Here is a 13,829-nt window from a genome sequence, read left to right on the forward strand (position 1 = left end):
GTCAGGCCCCTCTCACGGATTGGGCATGGGGATGCATCGCGGTAAAGCGCGCGCGGAGAATGAGAACGATGGTCACGACCGCACCCAACTGGTGCAGAAGCGCCAGCGCCAAGGGCGAGGAATGCATGACCGTGACGATCCCAAGCGTGGCCTGAACGAAGATCATCCCCGCCGCCACCTGCGCTGCGCCTTTGACGCTGCGGTTGGCGGATTTGCGGGCGGCCATGAGGATGCCGATCGCCATCAGCACCAGCACATAGCCAACGATCCGGTGGATGAACTGCACGGTGCCCGCGTTTTCGAAGAAGTTCCGCCAGAGGGGCTCGATCTGCCACATGTCGGGCGGGGTAAAGCCCCCGGACATGAGCGGCCAGTCGGGGAACATGCGGCCCGCGTCGATCCCGGCGACGAGCGCCCCAAGGAGGATCTGGATAAATGACAGGTGCAACAGCCCCGTCACCATCCCCTTGATCTTGCGGTCCATGTTGCGGCGGGCCTGCATCAGCTCCGCCTCGTCGCGCATGAGGCGCAGCACATACCAGGCAATGAGCGCGAGGATCAGGAAGGCCAGCCCCAGATGCGTCGCCAGCCGGTAGGAGGCCACGTCGAGCATCCCCTCCTGCAGCCCGGAATGGACCATCCACCAGCCAATGGCCCCCTGAGCGCCGCCAAGCGCGCCCAGAAGCAGGAAGCGTCCAGTCCATCCTGTTGGCATCCGTTTCGTCAGCAGCATGAAGGCAAAGCCGAGCGCCCAGACAAGTCCGATGGTCCGGCCAAGTTGCCGGTGACCCCATTCCCACCAATAGATGTACTGGAACTCGGCGAGGCTCATGCCCGCGTTTTGCAACCGGTATTCATCGGTCTGCTGATAAGCCTCGAACTCGGATTGCCAATCGGCCTCGTTCAGGGGCGGCACCGCGCCCGAGATCGGAGCCCATTCGGTGATCGACAGGCCGGAATCGGTCAGCCGGGTCAGCCCGCCCACGGCGATCATCGCCACCACCATCGCGAAGAGCACCATCAGCCAGATCCGCGCGAATCCACGCCCCCTGCCCCGGCCCGCCGTCAAAGCGCCCGGCGTCGCGGCGGGTTTCTGGGTTTCTGTGACCTCTTCGAAGATACTGCGTCCGCTCATGCCTCGGGCTCCCATTTCCGTCCCGACAGACCTAGCCCCGCCCCACGGGAGGATCAAGCGCCACGGCAATGCGTCGCGGGGTCAGCCGCGCTCCTTCCAGCGCACCATCTGGCGCAGGACGCCGTGCAGGGTCTGCACATCCGCGCGCGTGAGCGGCAGGCGCGACCACATGTTGCGCAGGTTCAGGCGCATGCTTTCCGCCTTGGCCTCGGGGAAGAAGAACCCGGCATCAGTCAAGCGTTCCTCGAAATGGTCGCCGAGCTTCTCAACCTCCAGACCGCTTGCGAATTCCGTTCCGGCCAGTTCCATCACTTCGGCCACGATCTCTTCCGTCGCCCGCCGCCATTCATAGGCGGTCAGCAACACGCATTGGCCAAGGTTGAGCGAGGCGAAATCGGGGTTCACCGGCACCGAGATGATGGCGTTGGCCAGCACGATATCCTCATTCTCCAGCCCCGCCCGTTCGGGACCGAACAGCACGCCCACCTTGCCGCCCTCCGCATGGATCGCGCGGGCCTGTTCCATCGCGCGTTCGGGTGTCACGATAGGTTTCGTCAGCCCCCGTTGCCGGGCCGTGGTCGCGAACACATAAGTGCAGTCGCGCAGCGCCTCCTGCGTGGTTTGAAACAGCCCCGCATTATCCAGCAGCCGCCCGGCCCCGCTGGCCAGCGCCACGGCGCGTTCATTTGGCCAGCCATCTCGCGGGGCAATCACCCGCATATGATCCAGCCCGAAATTCCACATCGCCCGCGCGGCGGCGCCGATGTTTTCACCCATCTGCGGGCGCACAAGGATGAAGGCGGGTTGGGGATGCTTGCTGTCCATGGGCTGCCGCATAAAACCGGGGGCCGCGCGATGCAAGCGCCCCATTGTTCCCGGCGCGGCGACCGGCTATCACCGCGCCAGCCAAGACGAAGGACAGACCCATGCCCCAGGACGCCCCCGAGCAGCCGCAGATCTACCTGATCACGCCGCCCGCCTTCGAAATCGACGCCTTCGCGCCGAAGCTTGCCGCCGTGCTGGACGGGATGGAAATTGCCTGCCTGCGGCTGGCCCATGCCTCCTCCGATGCCGACGACGTGGCCCGCGCCGCCGATGCGTTGCGCGTCATTGCTCATGAGCGGGACGTGCCCATTGTGATCGAGAAACATCTGGGCATGGTCGAACGGCTCGGCCTTGACGGCGTCCACCTGACCGATGCGGCCCGGTCCGTTCGCAAGGCGCGCAAGGAATTGGGCACCGATCCCATCGTCGGGGCCTTTTGCGGCGCCTCCACCCATGAAGGCATGACCGCGGGCGAAGTGGGCGCTGACTACATCGCCTTCGGTCCCGTTGGCGACAGCCCGCTTGGGGACGGCACCCGCGCCGAGCACGACCTTTTCGCCTGGTGGTCGCAGATGATCGAGCTGCCGGTGGTGGCGGAAGGTGCGCTGACCGTAGATCTGGTGGCGCAACTGGCCCCGGTTACGGATTTCTTCGCCATCGGGCAGGAGATCTGGAAAGCGGAGGATCCGCTGGCCGCGCTGAAGACCCTTATCGCCCCGCTTCGGTGAAGCCCTGCCGGACGGTCGCTTCGCAGGCTGCCGCCAGGGATTTGCGATCGGGGAAGTCCGAGACTCTCAGCGGCGGGTGGTAGATCACGTCGACGCGGCCCTGCCGCCGGACGGCCAGCACCTTCAGCAGCCCGTAGCCAAAGCCCATATCGCCCCACCATCCGTAGAACCTCGGGTCTTCGCCCTCGGGCGCATGATAGCGCAGGGTGATGGGCTGAACGGTCAGGAAATCTCGCAAGGCTTCGGTGGTGAAGGCCGCGAAAAGGGTCGTCTTGAAGGGGAGAACCCGTTGGCCGTCGGTGCTGGTGCCTTCGGGGAAAAACAACAGGTGGTGGCCTGCCCGCAGACGGTCCTCGAACACGTCCTGCTGACGCCGGGCCTCGCGCCGGTCGCGGCGGATGAACACCGTGCCCGTGCCCCGCGCCAGCCAGCCGATGCCGGGCCAGCCCTGCACCTCGGCCTTGGCAACGAAGTAGATGCGTTTGGACGCGTTCAGTACGAAAATGTCGAGCCAGCTGGAATGATTGGCCACATAGGCCCCACGTTGCGGGCTTGGAACACCGCTCACATTCCGCTTCAACCCCATCACCCAACAGGTTGAAATACATACGAATTGTGTGATCCATGGGGTAATGGGGCGGCGATAGCCCCAGATCCATTTCTCCGGCACCCGCAGGATTAGAAGCAGGGGAAAACAGAGCAGAAGCAGCAGGATAACCGGCACGCCCCTTCGACAGACCCTCAGCCACCCGGCAAGGGTAACGGGGCTGTCCAATGGCATCTCGCCATCATCCCAGACCGTCACCGTCGCGCCCCCTTGGCATAGAGGCCGAACTGCTTCTGCGACACGCGTTTCACATCCATCAACAGACAGATATCGGTGGTGTTGAAGGGCCGGTCTATATAGGCCCCCTCGCCCACGAACCCGCCCATCTTGAGATAGCCTTTGATCAGCGCAGGCATCGCGCGGGCGGCGGCGACCCGGTCCAGGTCCGCTTCTGCAATCAGGTCCATGCGCTGAAAATTGTCCTCACGCGCGCGAACGCGGATATCAGCAGGCGCAAGGTAGCGGTGATGCAGCAAGGACAAGGGCGCGGCAAAGGCAGCGGCATCGATTCCGTGGAAGGACGCGACGCCGAACATCAGGTCGATCCCATGATCCTCCACATAGGCCGCGAGCCCGTTCCACAGATGCAGCATCGCCGTGCCGCCGCGATACTCGGCGTGGACGCAGGACCGCCCCAGTTCCAGCAGCTTGAGCGGGCCCTGTTTCAGAACCGTCAGGTCATATTCATCGTCGCAATAGAACTGCCCTGCGGCGGCGGCCTGATCTTCTCGCATCAATCGGTAGACGCCGACGCATTGATTGCCCTGCCGCGACCGATCCAGCAGCATCAGATGGTCGAAGAACGGATCGAACCTGTCCGCCTCTAGCCCGTTTGCGTGATCCACCAGGTCGCCATCGCCGCCCAATTCCCGGATGAACACCTCGTAGCGCAGGGCCTGTGCCAGCCTCAGATCGGCCTCGCCTCGGGCCAGTCGCAGTTCAAGCTGGGTGTCGTCAATCACCATGGGCCGCCCGTCAAGAAACCTGCGCGCGAGGTAAGCGATTGGCCGGGGCAATGCAACCTCGTCGGGTTCGAAGCCCCGACCCGTTAGGAAACTGTTAACCGCACGCGGGCTAGCGTTGCCGGGCAGACGATCCGAGGAGATCAGAACTCGATGACAAGGCCCACCCGTTCGCCATTGATCACCACCTTTCCGGCATTCTCGAAATTGACCGTGATCCGGCCCGCGATATTCGATTGCACCTGTCCCAGCCCCCAATCGGGTTGGCCGGGGTGGCGCACCAGCATACCCGGCTCCAGCATCGCGTTGAGATCATTGACCATTTCAGGGGGCCTTTCGTGATGGATGATCGCCATGATTTCCCCGTGCCGGATCTTGCCGAACTGGTTGGATCGCGGCTTTGCCATGACCTTGTAAACCCGCTGTCAGCGATTTCAAACGGAATGGAGCTGATCAGCCTGTCCGGAGCCCCGCGCACACCGGAGCTGGAGCTGATCGGATCGGCCATCGACGACGCCATGGCGCGCATCCGCTTCTTCCGCGTGGCCTTCGGCGCGGCGCGGACAGGCGAAACCCTGTCGGAACGCGAATTGCGCGAGATATTGACCGCGATCTATGGTGGCGGTCGTCTGTCGGTGGAGTGGCAGGTGGTGGGAGAGCTGCCCCGGCAGGACGCGAAGCTGGCTTTCCTGCTGCTCAACTGCGCCGAGACAGCTCTTCCGCTTGGGGGCGTGTTGACGGTCCGGTATTCCGGCGAGGAATGGGACATCTCGGGCGAGGGTCGCAAGCTGACCATCGACGCGGAGATCTGGCAGGTTCTGGATCAGCCGATGTCGTCTGACTTGTCACCGCCGCCCTCTCGCGTCCAATTCGCCCTGCTGGCCAAGGAAGCCGCAGTCAGTGGACGGCGCGCCCGGCTATCACTGTCCCCGGATATGCTGCAATTCACGCTGAGCCTAACCCGGGCCTAGCCCAAGGCGACCAGTCCCGCCCGGAAGCGGCGCATATTCTGCCGGTAATGCTCGGCCGAGGCCAGAAGTCCGGCCTGTGCCGCCTCATCAAGCTGCCGCACCACCTTGCCCGGCGCGCCCATGACCAGAGAGAAATCGGGGATCACCTTGTTTTCCGTGATAAGCGCACCGGCCCCAATCAGGCAGCCCTTGCCGATCTTTGCCCCGTTCAGAACCGTCGCCCCCATGCCGATCAGGCTGCCATCCCCGATGGTGCAACCGTGCAGCATGGCCTTGTGGCCGATGGTGCAATTTGCCCCGATCTGCAACGGACAGCCGGGGTCGGTATGCATGACGGTGTTTTCCTGCACGTTCGATCCCGCACCAATACGGATTTCCTCGTTGTCACCGCGCAGGGTGCAGCCGAACCAGACCGAAGCGCCTTCCTCCAGAACCACGCGGCCGATCACATTGGCATCGGGGGCGATCCAGGTCTCGTCCGCAATCTCGGGTGCGATGCCGTCGAGGGCGTAAATCACTGTTCATCCTCCTGAAATTCGGACTGCAGCCCGCGCACGAAACCCACCAGCCCCGGCTGTTGCGGCTGGCGCAGTCGCTCGGCGCTGACGATGGTTTTCAGCCGCTCGAAGGTCACGTCCAGATCGTCGTTGACCAGCACGTAATCATAGCCATCCCAATGGCTGATCTCGTCCCAGCTTTTCTGCATCCGCTTCTGGATCACCTCGGGCGCGTCCTGCCCCCGGCTGACCAGACGGCGGCGCAGTTCCGCGATAGAGGGCGGCAGCACGAAAATCGACAGCACATGGTCGCGCAGGGCACTGGTCTTGATCTGCTGCGCGCCCTGCCAGTCGATGTCGAACAGCACGTCGCAGCCGCTGTCGATGGCCTCTTTCACCGGGGCCATGGGCGAGCCGTAGAAATTGCCGAACACATGGGCATGTTCCAGCATCGCGCCATTTCGGACCATGTCCTTGAAGGCGCTTTCGCTGAGAAAATGATAGTCTGTGCCATCCACCTCGCCCGGTCGCGCCGCGCGTGTCGTGGCAGAGACGGAGAAGCTCAGGGACGGGTCCCACTCCATCAGCCGCTTCGCCAGCGTCGATTTTCCCGCGCCGGAGGGCGACGACAGGATGATGAGAAGGCCGCGGCGGTTGTCGGTCTGGGGCATGGTCACTCCACGTTCTGAACCTGCTCGCGCATCTGATCAATCGCGACCTTGAGGTCAAGGCCGGTCTGGGTCAGCGCGGCATCGCTGGATTTGGAACAGAGCGTATTGGCCTCGCGGTTAAACTCCTGCATCAGGAAATCGAAACGCCGCCCGACCGGGCCGTCAGCCGTCAGCAGGGCCTTTGCAGCGGGGATATGGGCGGTTGCCAGCCGATCGATCTCTTCGGTCACATCCGATTTGACCGCCTGAAGGGCGAGTTCCTGCGCCAGCCGGTCGGGGTCCATCCCGTCAGCGGTGTTGAGGATCTTCCGCAAATTTTCCGCCAACCGGTCCGCTGCCGTGCCTTTACGGGCTTCGGCCTGCGCGGCGGCCTGCGTGACCAAGGGGACCATTGCGTCGATCTGGTCGCTCAATGTCTGTCGCAGTGCAGCCCCTTCTTCGGCGCGCGAGGCCAGAAAGGCTGCCAGCAGCTCGTCGAACTCCGCCAGCAGGGTTTCGTCCGGGGGAAAACTCTCCTCCGCCGCGCCGCTGGCCAGAACACCGGGAAGGGTCAGGATGCGAGCGGGATCGATGGGGCCGACGGGCAGGCCCTGCGCCTCGACTCTGCGCTGCACATGGGCCAGAGCCGACAGAGAGGCCAGCAAAGCCGCCTCGTCGATGGATGTCCCCGCGCCGCCGTCTTCCTTGCTGATCCGCAAATTCAGCGTCACCGATCCGCGCGCGATGGCTTTCTTCAAACGCTCCCGCAGCACGATATCGAGCCGCCCCAGCCGATCCGGCAATCTGAGCCGCATATCCAGCCCCCGGCCATTGACGCTGCGCAATTCCCAACTGCGCAGAACGCCATCGGTGGCCACATCGCGGGCGGCATATCCTGTCATCGAATTAACCACTTAAGCTTTTCCCCCCTGCTCGTCGCATTGTTCGGATGTTATTAAGGGTTGGGTAAGGATCTCCGGTTCAGCGTTAACACAAGTCAGGGTGCGACGCCAACGCCGGGCAGGGTCGTTTCGGGGGAGAGAGTGCAGGAGTGCAAGATGGAAACCTGTTCGGATCAGCCGCGAAACGTGGTGCCGCTTTGGCGCCGCAAGGATCAGAAGATGGGATCGGTTGTCAGCACCGTCATGACCCATTGGACCAGCCTGCGGGGCAATGGCGGCATTCCCCGGCGGGCCGATCTGGACCCGCAGACGCTGGCCCCGGCATTGCCCAATGCCTTCCTCCTGGAATGCCCGCGCCCTGATGCGGTGCGGTTTCGGCTGGCCGGGCAGCATCTGCATCACACGATGGGGATGGATGTCAGGGGGATGCCCCTAAGGGCGTTCTTCGAAATCCCGGACCGCAAGCGATTGATGGAAAAGGTCTCTCAGGTCTTTTCCGACCCTGCTGTTCTGGATCTGGAGCTTGTTTCCGACGCGCAGGGCCGGGCGGTGCTGGAAGGCCGGATGTGCCTGATGCCGCTCACTGGACCGGAGGGGCAGATCAACCGCGCGCTCGGAGTGCTGGTCACTGACGGGCTGGTCGGCCTCCCGCCACGCCGCTTCCGCATCCGTCATCTGAGCCTGACACGTCTGGCCGGCCGCACCGACAGCACTGACGCGACCGCGAGCCGACCCGTCCAATGTGCCGGGCCAGCCAGTCCGTTTCAGGAACGACCGGCATTGCGGCTGGTCCAGGGTGGATTGAGCTGAGCCCAAACCAGGTTCGTTAACCTCGATCCGAGCCAGCTCCAGGTGACATGGTTAACGACAACGCCCCGGAACCGATCAGGCTCCGGGGCGTTTCAGTTCAGGCGTTAACCTTTTCTCAACCCGCCGCTGCGGCTGCCTTGCGGCCATCGCGGCTCAGTTCCTCGGCGACAAGGAAGGCCAGTTCCAGCGATTGCGAGGCGTTGAGACGCGGATCGCAGGCGGTGTGGTAGCGGTCGGACAGATCCTCATCCGTCACGGCCCGCACACCGCCGGTGCATTCGGTCACGTCCTTGCCGGTCATCTCGAAATGCACGCCGCCCGGAACGGTGCCCTCGGCGCGGTGGATCGCGAAGAATTCCTGCACCTCGCGCAGCACCGAATCGAAGGGCCGGGTCTTGTAGCCGGAGGCCGCCTTGATCGTGTTGCCGTGCATCGGGTCGCAGGACCAGACCACATTCGCACCCTCGGCCTGTACCGTCTTGATCAGGCGTGGCAGGTGATCGCCCACATTGCCCGCGCCGAACCGCGCAATCAGCGTCAGGCGACCGGCCTCGTTCTTGGGGTTCAATTTGGCCATCAGAACCTTGAGGTCATCCTCGGTCGTGGTCGGGCCGCATTTCAGGCCAATGGGGTTCTGCACGCCGCTCGCAAATTCCACATGTGCGCCGTCGGGCTGACGGGTGCGATCGCCGATCCAGATCATGTGACCCGACCCCGCGACCGGCAGGCCAGAGGTCGAATCGATCCGGCACAGCGCCTCTTCATATTCCAGCAGCAGCGCCTCGTGGCTGGTGTAGAAATCCACGGTGCCAAGCTCATGCGCGGTTTCCGAGTTCAGACCGGCGGCGGTCATGAAGTCGAGCGCGTCGGAGATCCGGTTGGCCATGTCGCGGTAGCGGTCCGCGTCATCGGCATCGGTGAAGCCGAGCGTCCAGCTGTGCACCCGGTGGATATCGGCAAAACCGCCCTGGCTGAAGGCGCGCAACAGGTTCAGAGTGGCCGCGGCCTGAGTGTAGGCCTGCAGCATCTTCTGCGGGTTCGGCAGACGGGCCGCCTCGGAGAAGTCCAGCTCGTTGATGATGTCACCACGGTAGGAGGGCAGTTCCACCCCATCCTTAACCTCGGTCGGGGCCGACCGGGGCTTGGCGAACTGGCCTGCCATGCGGCCGACCTTGACCACGGGCACCTTGGCGCCGAAGGTCAGAACCACGGCCATCTGCAACATCACCTTATAGGTGTCGCGGATGGAATCGGCGGAAAACTCGGCAAAGCTTTCGGCGCAGTCGCCGCCTTGCAGCAGGAACGCCTCGCCGCGCGACACGGCGGCCAACTGGCTGCGCAGCTTGCGCGCCTCGCCGGCAAAGACAAGCGGCGGATAGCTGGCAAGCTGAGCCTCAACCGCTGCCAATGCTTCCGCATCGGGATAGTCGGGCATCTGAATCCGCGGCTTCGCGCGCCAATCCGATTTCGTCCATGCCTGTGCCATTACGCAACTCCTGTCAGTGTCAGACCTTGCTTATAGGGCGGAGAAAAGCGGGGGCCAATGCGAAATTCATCCCCTCGGGGGATTGCGAAACGCAAAAAATGGTGGTTTCGCTAGAAAAAGCGGCAAAACCAATCCGGCCGCAAAGGAGAAATAGCGCAATGGTCACTCTGCTTCATGGCGTCCCCCGCCAACCCCGGCGCTTTATCTTCGTACTGCTCGATCAATTTACCCTGCTCAGCTTCGCCGGTGCGGTCGATACGTTGCGGATCGCCAACCGTCTTGGGGGGGCTGACCTGTACAAGATCCTCTATGCGGGCGAAGACGGTGAAGAAGCGCAATGCAGTTCCTACGCGCGGATCAAGCTGCATATGAATTTCGAAGAGCTCAACCGCGAGGACACGATTGTCATCTGCGGCGGCATCGACGTGCAGAAGGCCACCACCAAGAAGCTGATCAACTGGCTGCGCCGCGAGGCCCGGCGCGGGGTGACCATCGCGGCGCTTTGCACCGGCGCCTATGCCATGGGCAAGGCCGGGCTGCTCGATGGCAAGCGCGCGACGATCCACTGGGAAAACCAGGACAGCTTTTCCGAGGAATTCGAAGAGGTGAAGCTGACCAAATCGGTCTTCGTGATTGATGGCAACCGGATGACCACGGCGGGCGGGACGGCCTCGATCGACCTTATGCTGACGATCGTGGCCAATGACCATGGCGAGGAACTGGCCAGTCAGATCGCCGATCAGCAGATCTACACCTCAATCCGCACCGATCAGGATTCGCAGCGCCTGTCCATCCCGACCCGGATCGGCGTGCGGCATCCGAAGCTGAGCCAGGTCATACGGATGATGGAACAGAACCTGGAAGAACCGATCAGCCCGTCAACCCTTGCCCACGAGGTCGGCATGTCGACGCGGCAGCTGGAACGGCTGTTCCGCCGGTATCTGAACCGCAGCCCCAAGCGCTACTACATGGAACTGCGGCTGCAAAAAGCGCGCAACCTGCTGATGCAGACGGATATGAGCGTGATCAACGTGGCGCTGTCCTGCGGCTTTGCCTCGCCTTCGCATTTTTCCAAATGCTACCGGGCGCATTACGACACCACCCCCTACCGCGAACGCGGGGCGCAATCGACGCGGGTGAAGGACTGATCCCTCAGCCCTGCCCGACCCGTCCGGCACGCCCGCCCCTGCGTTTTGCAGCGGGGGGATTGGCCAATCCCTGTTCGAGGACTGCCGTCATCGGATGATCCGACGCATCGGACCGGTAGCGGTCCAGCAGCGCCCGGATATGCGGCAGCGGGTCGGGGTCCGTCAGGCTCAGCGCCCAATCCATGAAGATTGAGCGGCATTCGCCATCGGTGATTCCCTCGATCCGATAGGCCTCCCGGATCAGGTTCTTGGGGTCGCTTGCATCTTTCATCGGGCTTCCTCCCTGCGTGGCGGCTGTGCCAGCGCCTGGTTGATGATAGCCTCACATTCGGTGCGCAGGCTCTCGGCTTTCGCGGCCAATTCGGCGCTGTCTGCGACACCGGCTTCACGGGCGATGAAGCTGCGCCCACCCGATCCGATCTCGTCCAGATCCAGACGCCGATCTGTCAAGAGCCGGGTCGCATGATTCAGGCGGCCATAGAGGTGATGGGCCGCGGCAAGGGTGCGGGCGTCATCCGCACTGATCCAGCCGATGGACACACCGGCCTCCAACTGACCCTCCACGTCACGCGCGGGCACTCCGGCGATCAGCGCGGCGGTTTCGGCCAAAAGCTCCACATCCTTCATTCGTCCGGGGCCTTCCTTCGCATCCAGCCCCTCACCCACCCGGCCCGCCGCTGCCAGCCGGTCGCGCATGTCCTGCGCGTCCGCAACGACCTTCACCGGATCGCAGGGTGTGGTGAGAACCTCCATTCGGATCGCCTCGATATCGGCGCAGAGACTGGCATCCCCGGCGACGGGCCGCGCGCGGGTCAGGGCCAGGTGTTCCCAGGTCCAGGCCTCGGTCATCTGGTAGTGTCGGAAACCTTCCAGCGCCGTTGCCACCGGCCCCTGACGACCTGAGGGGCGCAGCCGCATATCCACGTCATAGAGCTTACCCTCACCGGTTGGCGCGGTCAGGGCGGTGATCAGCGTCTTCGTCGCCTTGGCAAACCAGCCGCGCGGGTCCAGCGGGCGGCGGCCATCGGTAAACTCGACCCCGCCGGGATCGTAGATGACTAAAAGGTCGAGGTCAGACCCCGCCGTCAGCCGCCCCGCCCCAAGGCTGCCCATGGCCACAACCGCGCCACCGCGCCCCGGTGCGGGACCATGACGGCGCGCGACCTCGTCACAGACGCGCGGCCAGAGCGCCCGCAGGATCACCTGCGCCAGCATGGAATATTCAGCGCCCGCTTCCTCGGCATGGATCAGCCCCCGAAGATGATGCACGCCAACCCGGAAATGCCATTCCTTGAGCCAGCGGCGGGCGGTGTTCAGAACCCCTTCGTAGTCCTGCCCTTCAAGCTGCGCCTCCAGATGCGCAGAGAGGTCGTCCCGATCTGGCCAGCCCGCAAAGAAATCCCCGCCGATCACCGCGTCCAGCACCCCGGAATTGCGCGACAGGTAGCGCGACAGGCCCGGCGCGGTGCCGCAGATATCGACGATGAGATCAACGAGCGGCGGATTGGCCTCGAACAGCGAGAAAAGCTGCACCCCGGCGGGCAGGCCCTTGAGAAAGCCATCAAAGTTGCCAAGCGCCTCTTCAGGGCGTGGGGTGGCGGCGAACCGCGCCAGAAGATCGGGTTTGAGCCGCGCAAAAATCGCCTGACCGCGGGCAGAGCGGAGCGCAGGATAGCCGGGCCAGCGCGCGACGATCTCTTCGGCGGTTTCCGACAGGTCGGGCAAATCCGTTTCTGTCTTCTCAGGCTTGAAGAACGGTTCGCACAACCGGTCGACCTCGGCCAGCCTGTCGCGCAACTCTGTGCGAAAGGCTGCTGTATCGCCCTCGCCACAGAACCGCGCCAGCCGCTCGATCCCTTCATCCGAGTTTGGCAGCAGATGCGTCTGCGCGTCATTGACCATCTGCACGCGGTGTTCGATTTCCCGATGCAGCCGGTAATGCCGGGTCAGCCGGTCGCGCACATCACCGTCGATCCAGCCCTTCTCGGCCAAAGCTGCCAGCGCTGGAACCGTGCCGCGGCAGCGCAGATCCGGGTCGCGCCCGCCTGAGACGATCTGCCGGGTCTGGGCGAAGAACTCGATCTCTCGGATGCCGCCCGCACCGAGCTTCATGTTGTGGCCTTCCAGCGTGATCGGCCCGTGCAACCCCTTGTGACGGCGGATCTTCTCGCGCATCTCGTGGGTGTCCTGAATGGCGGCGAAATCCAGATGCTTGCGCCAAACGAAGGGGGTGAGGGTGTTCAGAAACCGCTCCCCCGCCGCGATATCGCCCGCACATGGCCGCGCCTTGATATAGGCCGCGCGTTCCCAGTTGCGGCCCTCGGCCTCGTAGTAGCGTTCGGCGGCGGCCATCGAGATACACACCGGCGTGACCGAGGCATCCGGGCGCAAGCGCAGATCGGTGCGGAAGACATAGCCATCGCGGGTCACATCGGCGAGGGCCGCGGTCATGCGGCGGGTCACCTTGATGAAGCTCGCCCGCGCCTCCATCTCGTCGCCCGGCTCGAACCGGGTTTCGTCGAACAGCACGATGAGGTCTATGTCAGAGGAATAATTCAGCTCGCCCGCGCCCATCTTGCCCATGGCCAGCGCCACCATACCCGCGCCGGTTTCCGCGTCTTCCTCGGTCATGCCGGGGATCTTGCCGCGCTTGGCCTCCGCCGCCACCAATCGGCGGATCGCAACATCGACGGCGGCATCTGCGAAATCGGTCAGCAGGCCGGTCACCTGTTCCAGCGGCCAAACACCCCCCAGATCGGCCAGTGCTGCATAGAGCGCCACGCGGCGTTTCAGGCGCCGCAGTTCGGGTGCAAGGTCGCTCAGGGCAACCGCGCCTGTCTCCAGCAGGAGCCCCCGGCGCACCTCGTCAGGGTCTTGCATCAGCGCCCCGGCCAGCCAGTCCTTTTCCTTGCCAATGAGGCTGAGCAGGTAAGGGCTGCACCCGCCGGTGCCCTCGATCAGCGGGCGCAGTTCCGGGGCCAGATCGGGCAGATGCGCCAGCGCGTCGGCACCACGATCGGGGTCGAAGGGAATGGGATGGCGGGTCAGGCGGGATACAAAGCTCATGGCTTCCGTGATGGCGGGCGGCTTCGGTTTCGTCAATTGCTT

At 64.0% G+C, this 13,829-nt stretch carries 15 protein-coding genes; 4 read left to right on the plus strand and 11 right to left on the minus strand.

Features of this window, described 5'->3' with window-relative positions:
- Position 1: 1 nt before the first annotated feature.
- Entirely contained in the window at positions 2-1,135 is a 1,134-nt protein-coding gene (gene ctaA / locus EP237_RS04525; RefSeq protein WP_127558566.1) for a heme A synthase, read from the minus strand.
- Positions 1,136-1,216: 81 nt separating this feature from the next.
- Complete coding sequence (locus EP237_RS04530; RefSeq protein WP_127558568.1) at positions 1,217-1,960, minus strand: RNA methyltransferase; 744 nt, start codon at positions 1,958-1,960, stop codon at positions 1,217-1,219.
- Between the two features lie 101 nt (positions 1,961-2,061).
- Between EP237_RS04530 and EP237_RS04535 the strand changes: the two genes are divergently transcribed.
- Positions 2,062-2,688: a thiamine phosphate synthase gene (locus EP237_RS04535; RefSeq protein WP_127558570.1), complete on the plus strand. Its 627-nt coding sequence runs from the start codon at positions 2,062-2,064 to the stop codon at positions 2,686-2,688.
- Here EP237_RS04535 and olsA read toward each other — a convergent pair.
- From olsA to EP237_RS04550, 3 genes are all read right to left on the minus strand, one after another.
- The gene (olsA, locus tag EP237_RS04540) at positions 2,669-3,493 is read right to left on the minus strand and encodes a lyso-ornithine lipid O-acyltransferase (RefSeq protein WP_420812504.1); all 825 of its coding nucleotides are present in this window, start codon (positions 3,491-3,493) and stop codon (positions 2,669-2,671) included. The two genes, EP237_RS04535 and olsA, sit on opposite strands and share 20 nt — an antisense overlap.
- Complete coding sequence (gene olsB, locus EP237_RS04545; protein ID WP_127558572.1) at positions 3,490-4,260, minus strand: L-ornithine N(alpha)-acyltransferase; 771 nt, start codon at positions 4,258-4,260, stop codon at positions 3,490-3,492. Before olsB ends, olsA begins: the two co-directional genes overlap by 4 nt.
- A gap of 140 nt (positions 4,261-4,400) precedes the next feature.
- Complete coding sequence (locus tag EP237_RS04550; protein ID WP_071689985.1) at positions 4,401-4,580, minus strand: DUF3553 domain-containing protein; 180 nt, start codon at positions 4,578-4,580, stop codon at positions 4,401-4,403.
- Between the two features lie 120 nt (positions 4,581-4,700).
- Here EP237_RS04550 and EP237_RS04555 point away from each other — a divergent pair, with 120 nt between their 5' ends.
- Entirely contained in the window at positions 4,701-5,228 is a 528-nt protein-coding gene (locus EP237_RS04555; RefSeq protein ID WP_164744618.1) for a histidine phosphotransferase family protein, read from the plus strand.
- Here the strand turns inward: EP237_RS04555 and EP237_RS04560 are convergent.
- The 3 genes from EP237_RS04560 to EP237_RS04570 are packed head-to-tail and all read right to left on the minus strand — an operon-like array spanning position 5,225 to position 7,277.
- A complete protein-coding gene (locus EP237_RS04560; protein ID WP_127558576.1) occupies positions 5,225-5,746 on the minus strand; it encodes a gamma carbonic anhydrase family protein in 522 nt (173 codons plus the stop codon). The two genes, EP237_RS04555 and EP237_RS04560, sit on opposite strands and share 4 nt — an antisense overlap.
- Positions 5,743-6,396: a guanylate kinase gene (gene gmk, locus EP237_RS04565; protein ID WP_127558578.1), complete on the minus strand. Its 654-nt coding sequence runs from the start codon at positions 6,394-6,396 to the stop codon at positions 5,743-5,745. Before gmk ends, EP237_RS04560 begins: the two co-directional genes overlap by 4 nt.
- A gap of 2 nt (positions 6,397-6,398) precedes the next feature.
- Complete coding sequence (locus tag EP237_RS04570) at positions 6,399-7,277, minus strand: YicC/YloC family endoribonuclease (protein WP_127558580.1); 879 nt, start codon at positions 7,275-7,277, stop codon at positions 6,399-6,401.
- Positions 7,278-7,433: 156 nt separating this feature from the next.
- Between EP237_RS04570 and EP237_RS04575 the strand changes: the two genes are divergently transcribed.
- Positions 7,434-8,087: a PAS domain-containing protein gene (locus EP237_RS04575; protein WP_127558582.1), complete on the plus strand. Its 654-nt coding sequence runs from the start codon at positions 7,434-7,436 to the stop codon at positions 8,085-8,087.
- A gap of 115 nt (positions 8,088-8,202) precedes the next feature.
- Here the strand turns inward: EP237_RS04575 and EP237_RS04580 are convergent, their stop codons facing one another.
- The gene (locus tag EP237_RS04580; RefSeq protein ID WP_127558584.1) at positions 8,203-9,573 is read right to left on the minus strand and encodes a class II 3-deoxy-7-phosphoheptulonate synthase; all 1,371 of its coding nucleotides are present in this window, start codon (positions 9,571-9,573) and stop codon (positions 8,203-8,205) included.
- Positions 9,574-9,731: 158 nt separating this feature from the next.
- Here EP237_RS04580 and EP237_RS04585 point away from each other — a divergent pair, with 158 nt between their 5' ends.
- Positions 9,732-10,721, plus strand: a complete 990-nt coding sequence (locus EP237_RS04585; RefSeq protein WP_240661492.1) for a GlxA family transcriptional regulator — start codon at positions 9,732-9,734, stop codon at positions 10,719-10,721.
- Between the two features lie 4 nt (positions 10,722-10,725).
- On the opposite strand, the gene EP237_RS04590 is transcribed toward EP237_RS04585, so the two are convergent.
- Both EP237_RS04590 and EP237_RS04595 read right to left on the minus strand, forming a co-directional pair.
- The gene (locus tag EP237_RS04590) at positions 10,726-10,992 is read right to left on the minus strand and encodes a hypothetical protein (RefSeq protein WP_127558588.1); all 267 of its coding nucleotides are present in this window, start codon (positions 10,990-10,992) and stop codon (positions 10,726-10,728) included.
- Positions 10,989-13,787 carry a bifunctional [glutamine synthetase] adenylyltransferase/[glutamine synthetase]-adenylyl-L-tyrosine phosphorylase gene (locus tag EP237_RS04595; protein ID WP_127558590.1) on the minus strand — a complete coding sequence of 933 codons (2,799 nt, stop codon included), beginning with the start codon at positions 13,785-13,787 and terminating at the stop codon, positions 10,989-10,991. The genes EP237_RS04590 and EP237_RS04595 overlap by 4 nt, the downstream gene beginning before the upstream one ends.
- Positions 13,788-13,829: the final 42 nt, after the last annotated feature.

Source organism: Nioella ostreopsis (assembly GCF_004000255.1).
Taxonomy (GTDB): domain Bacteria; phylum Pseudomonadota; class Alphaproteobacteria; order Rhodobacterales; family Rhodobacteraceae; genus Nioella; species Nioella ostreopsis.

Excerpts from the sequence above, each read along its gene's own strand:
- ctaA (WP_127558566.1), bottom strand. The coding sequence starts at position 1,135 with ATGAGCGGACGCAGTATCTTCGAAGAGGTCACAGAAACCCAGAAACCC.
- EP237_RS04530 (WP_127558568.1), bottom strand. The coding sequence starts at position 1,960 with ATGGACAGCAAGCATCCCCAACCCGCCTTCATCCTTGTGCGCCCGCAG.
- EP237_RS04535 (WP_127558570.1), top strand. The coding sequence starts at position 2,062 with ATGCCCCAGGACGCCCCCGAGCAGCCGCAGATCTACCTGATCACGCCG.
- olsB (WP_127558572.1), bottom strand. The coding sequence starts at position 4,260 with ATGGTGATTGACGACACCCAGCTTGAACTGCGACTGGCCCGAGGCGAG.
- EP237_RS04550 (WP_071689985.1), bottom strand. The coding sequence starts at position 4,580 with ATGGTCAATGATCTCAACGCGATGCTGGAGCCGGGTATGCTGGTGCGC.
- EP237_RS04555 (WP_164744618.1), top strand. The coding sequence starts at position 4,701 with ATGGAGCTGATCAGCCTGTCCGGAGCCCCGCGCACACCGGAGCTGGAG.
- gmk (WP_127558578.1), bottom strand. The coding sequence starts at position 6,396 with ATGCCCCAGACCGACAACCGCCGCGGCCTTCTCATCATCCTGTCGTCG.
- EP237_RS04570 (WP_127558580.1), bottom strand. The coding sequence starts at position 7,277 with ATGACAGGATATGCCGCCCGCGATGTGGCCACCGATGGCGTTCTGCGC.
- EP237_RS04575 (WP_127558582.1), top strand. The coding sequence starts at position 7,434 with ATGGAAACCTGTTCGGATCAGCCGCGAAACGTGGTGCCGCTTTGGCGC.
- EP237_RS04580 (WP_127558584.1), bottom strand. The coding sequence starts at position 9,573 with ATGGCACAGGCATGGACGAAATCGGATTGGCGCGCGAAGCCGCGGATT.
- EP237_RS04585 (WP_240661492.1), top strand. The coding sequence starts at position 9,732 with ATGGTCACTCTGCTTCATGGCGTCCCCCGCCAACCCCGGCGCTTTATC.
- EP237_RS04590 (WP_127558588.1), bottom strand. The coding sequence starts at position 10,992 with ATGAAAGATGCAAGCGACCCCAAGAACCTGATCCGGGAGGCCTATCGG.
- EP237_RS04595 (WP_127558590.1), bottom strand. The coding sequence starts at position 13,787 with ATGAGCTTTGTATCCCGCCTGACCCGCCATCCCATTCCCTTCGACCCC.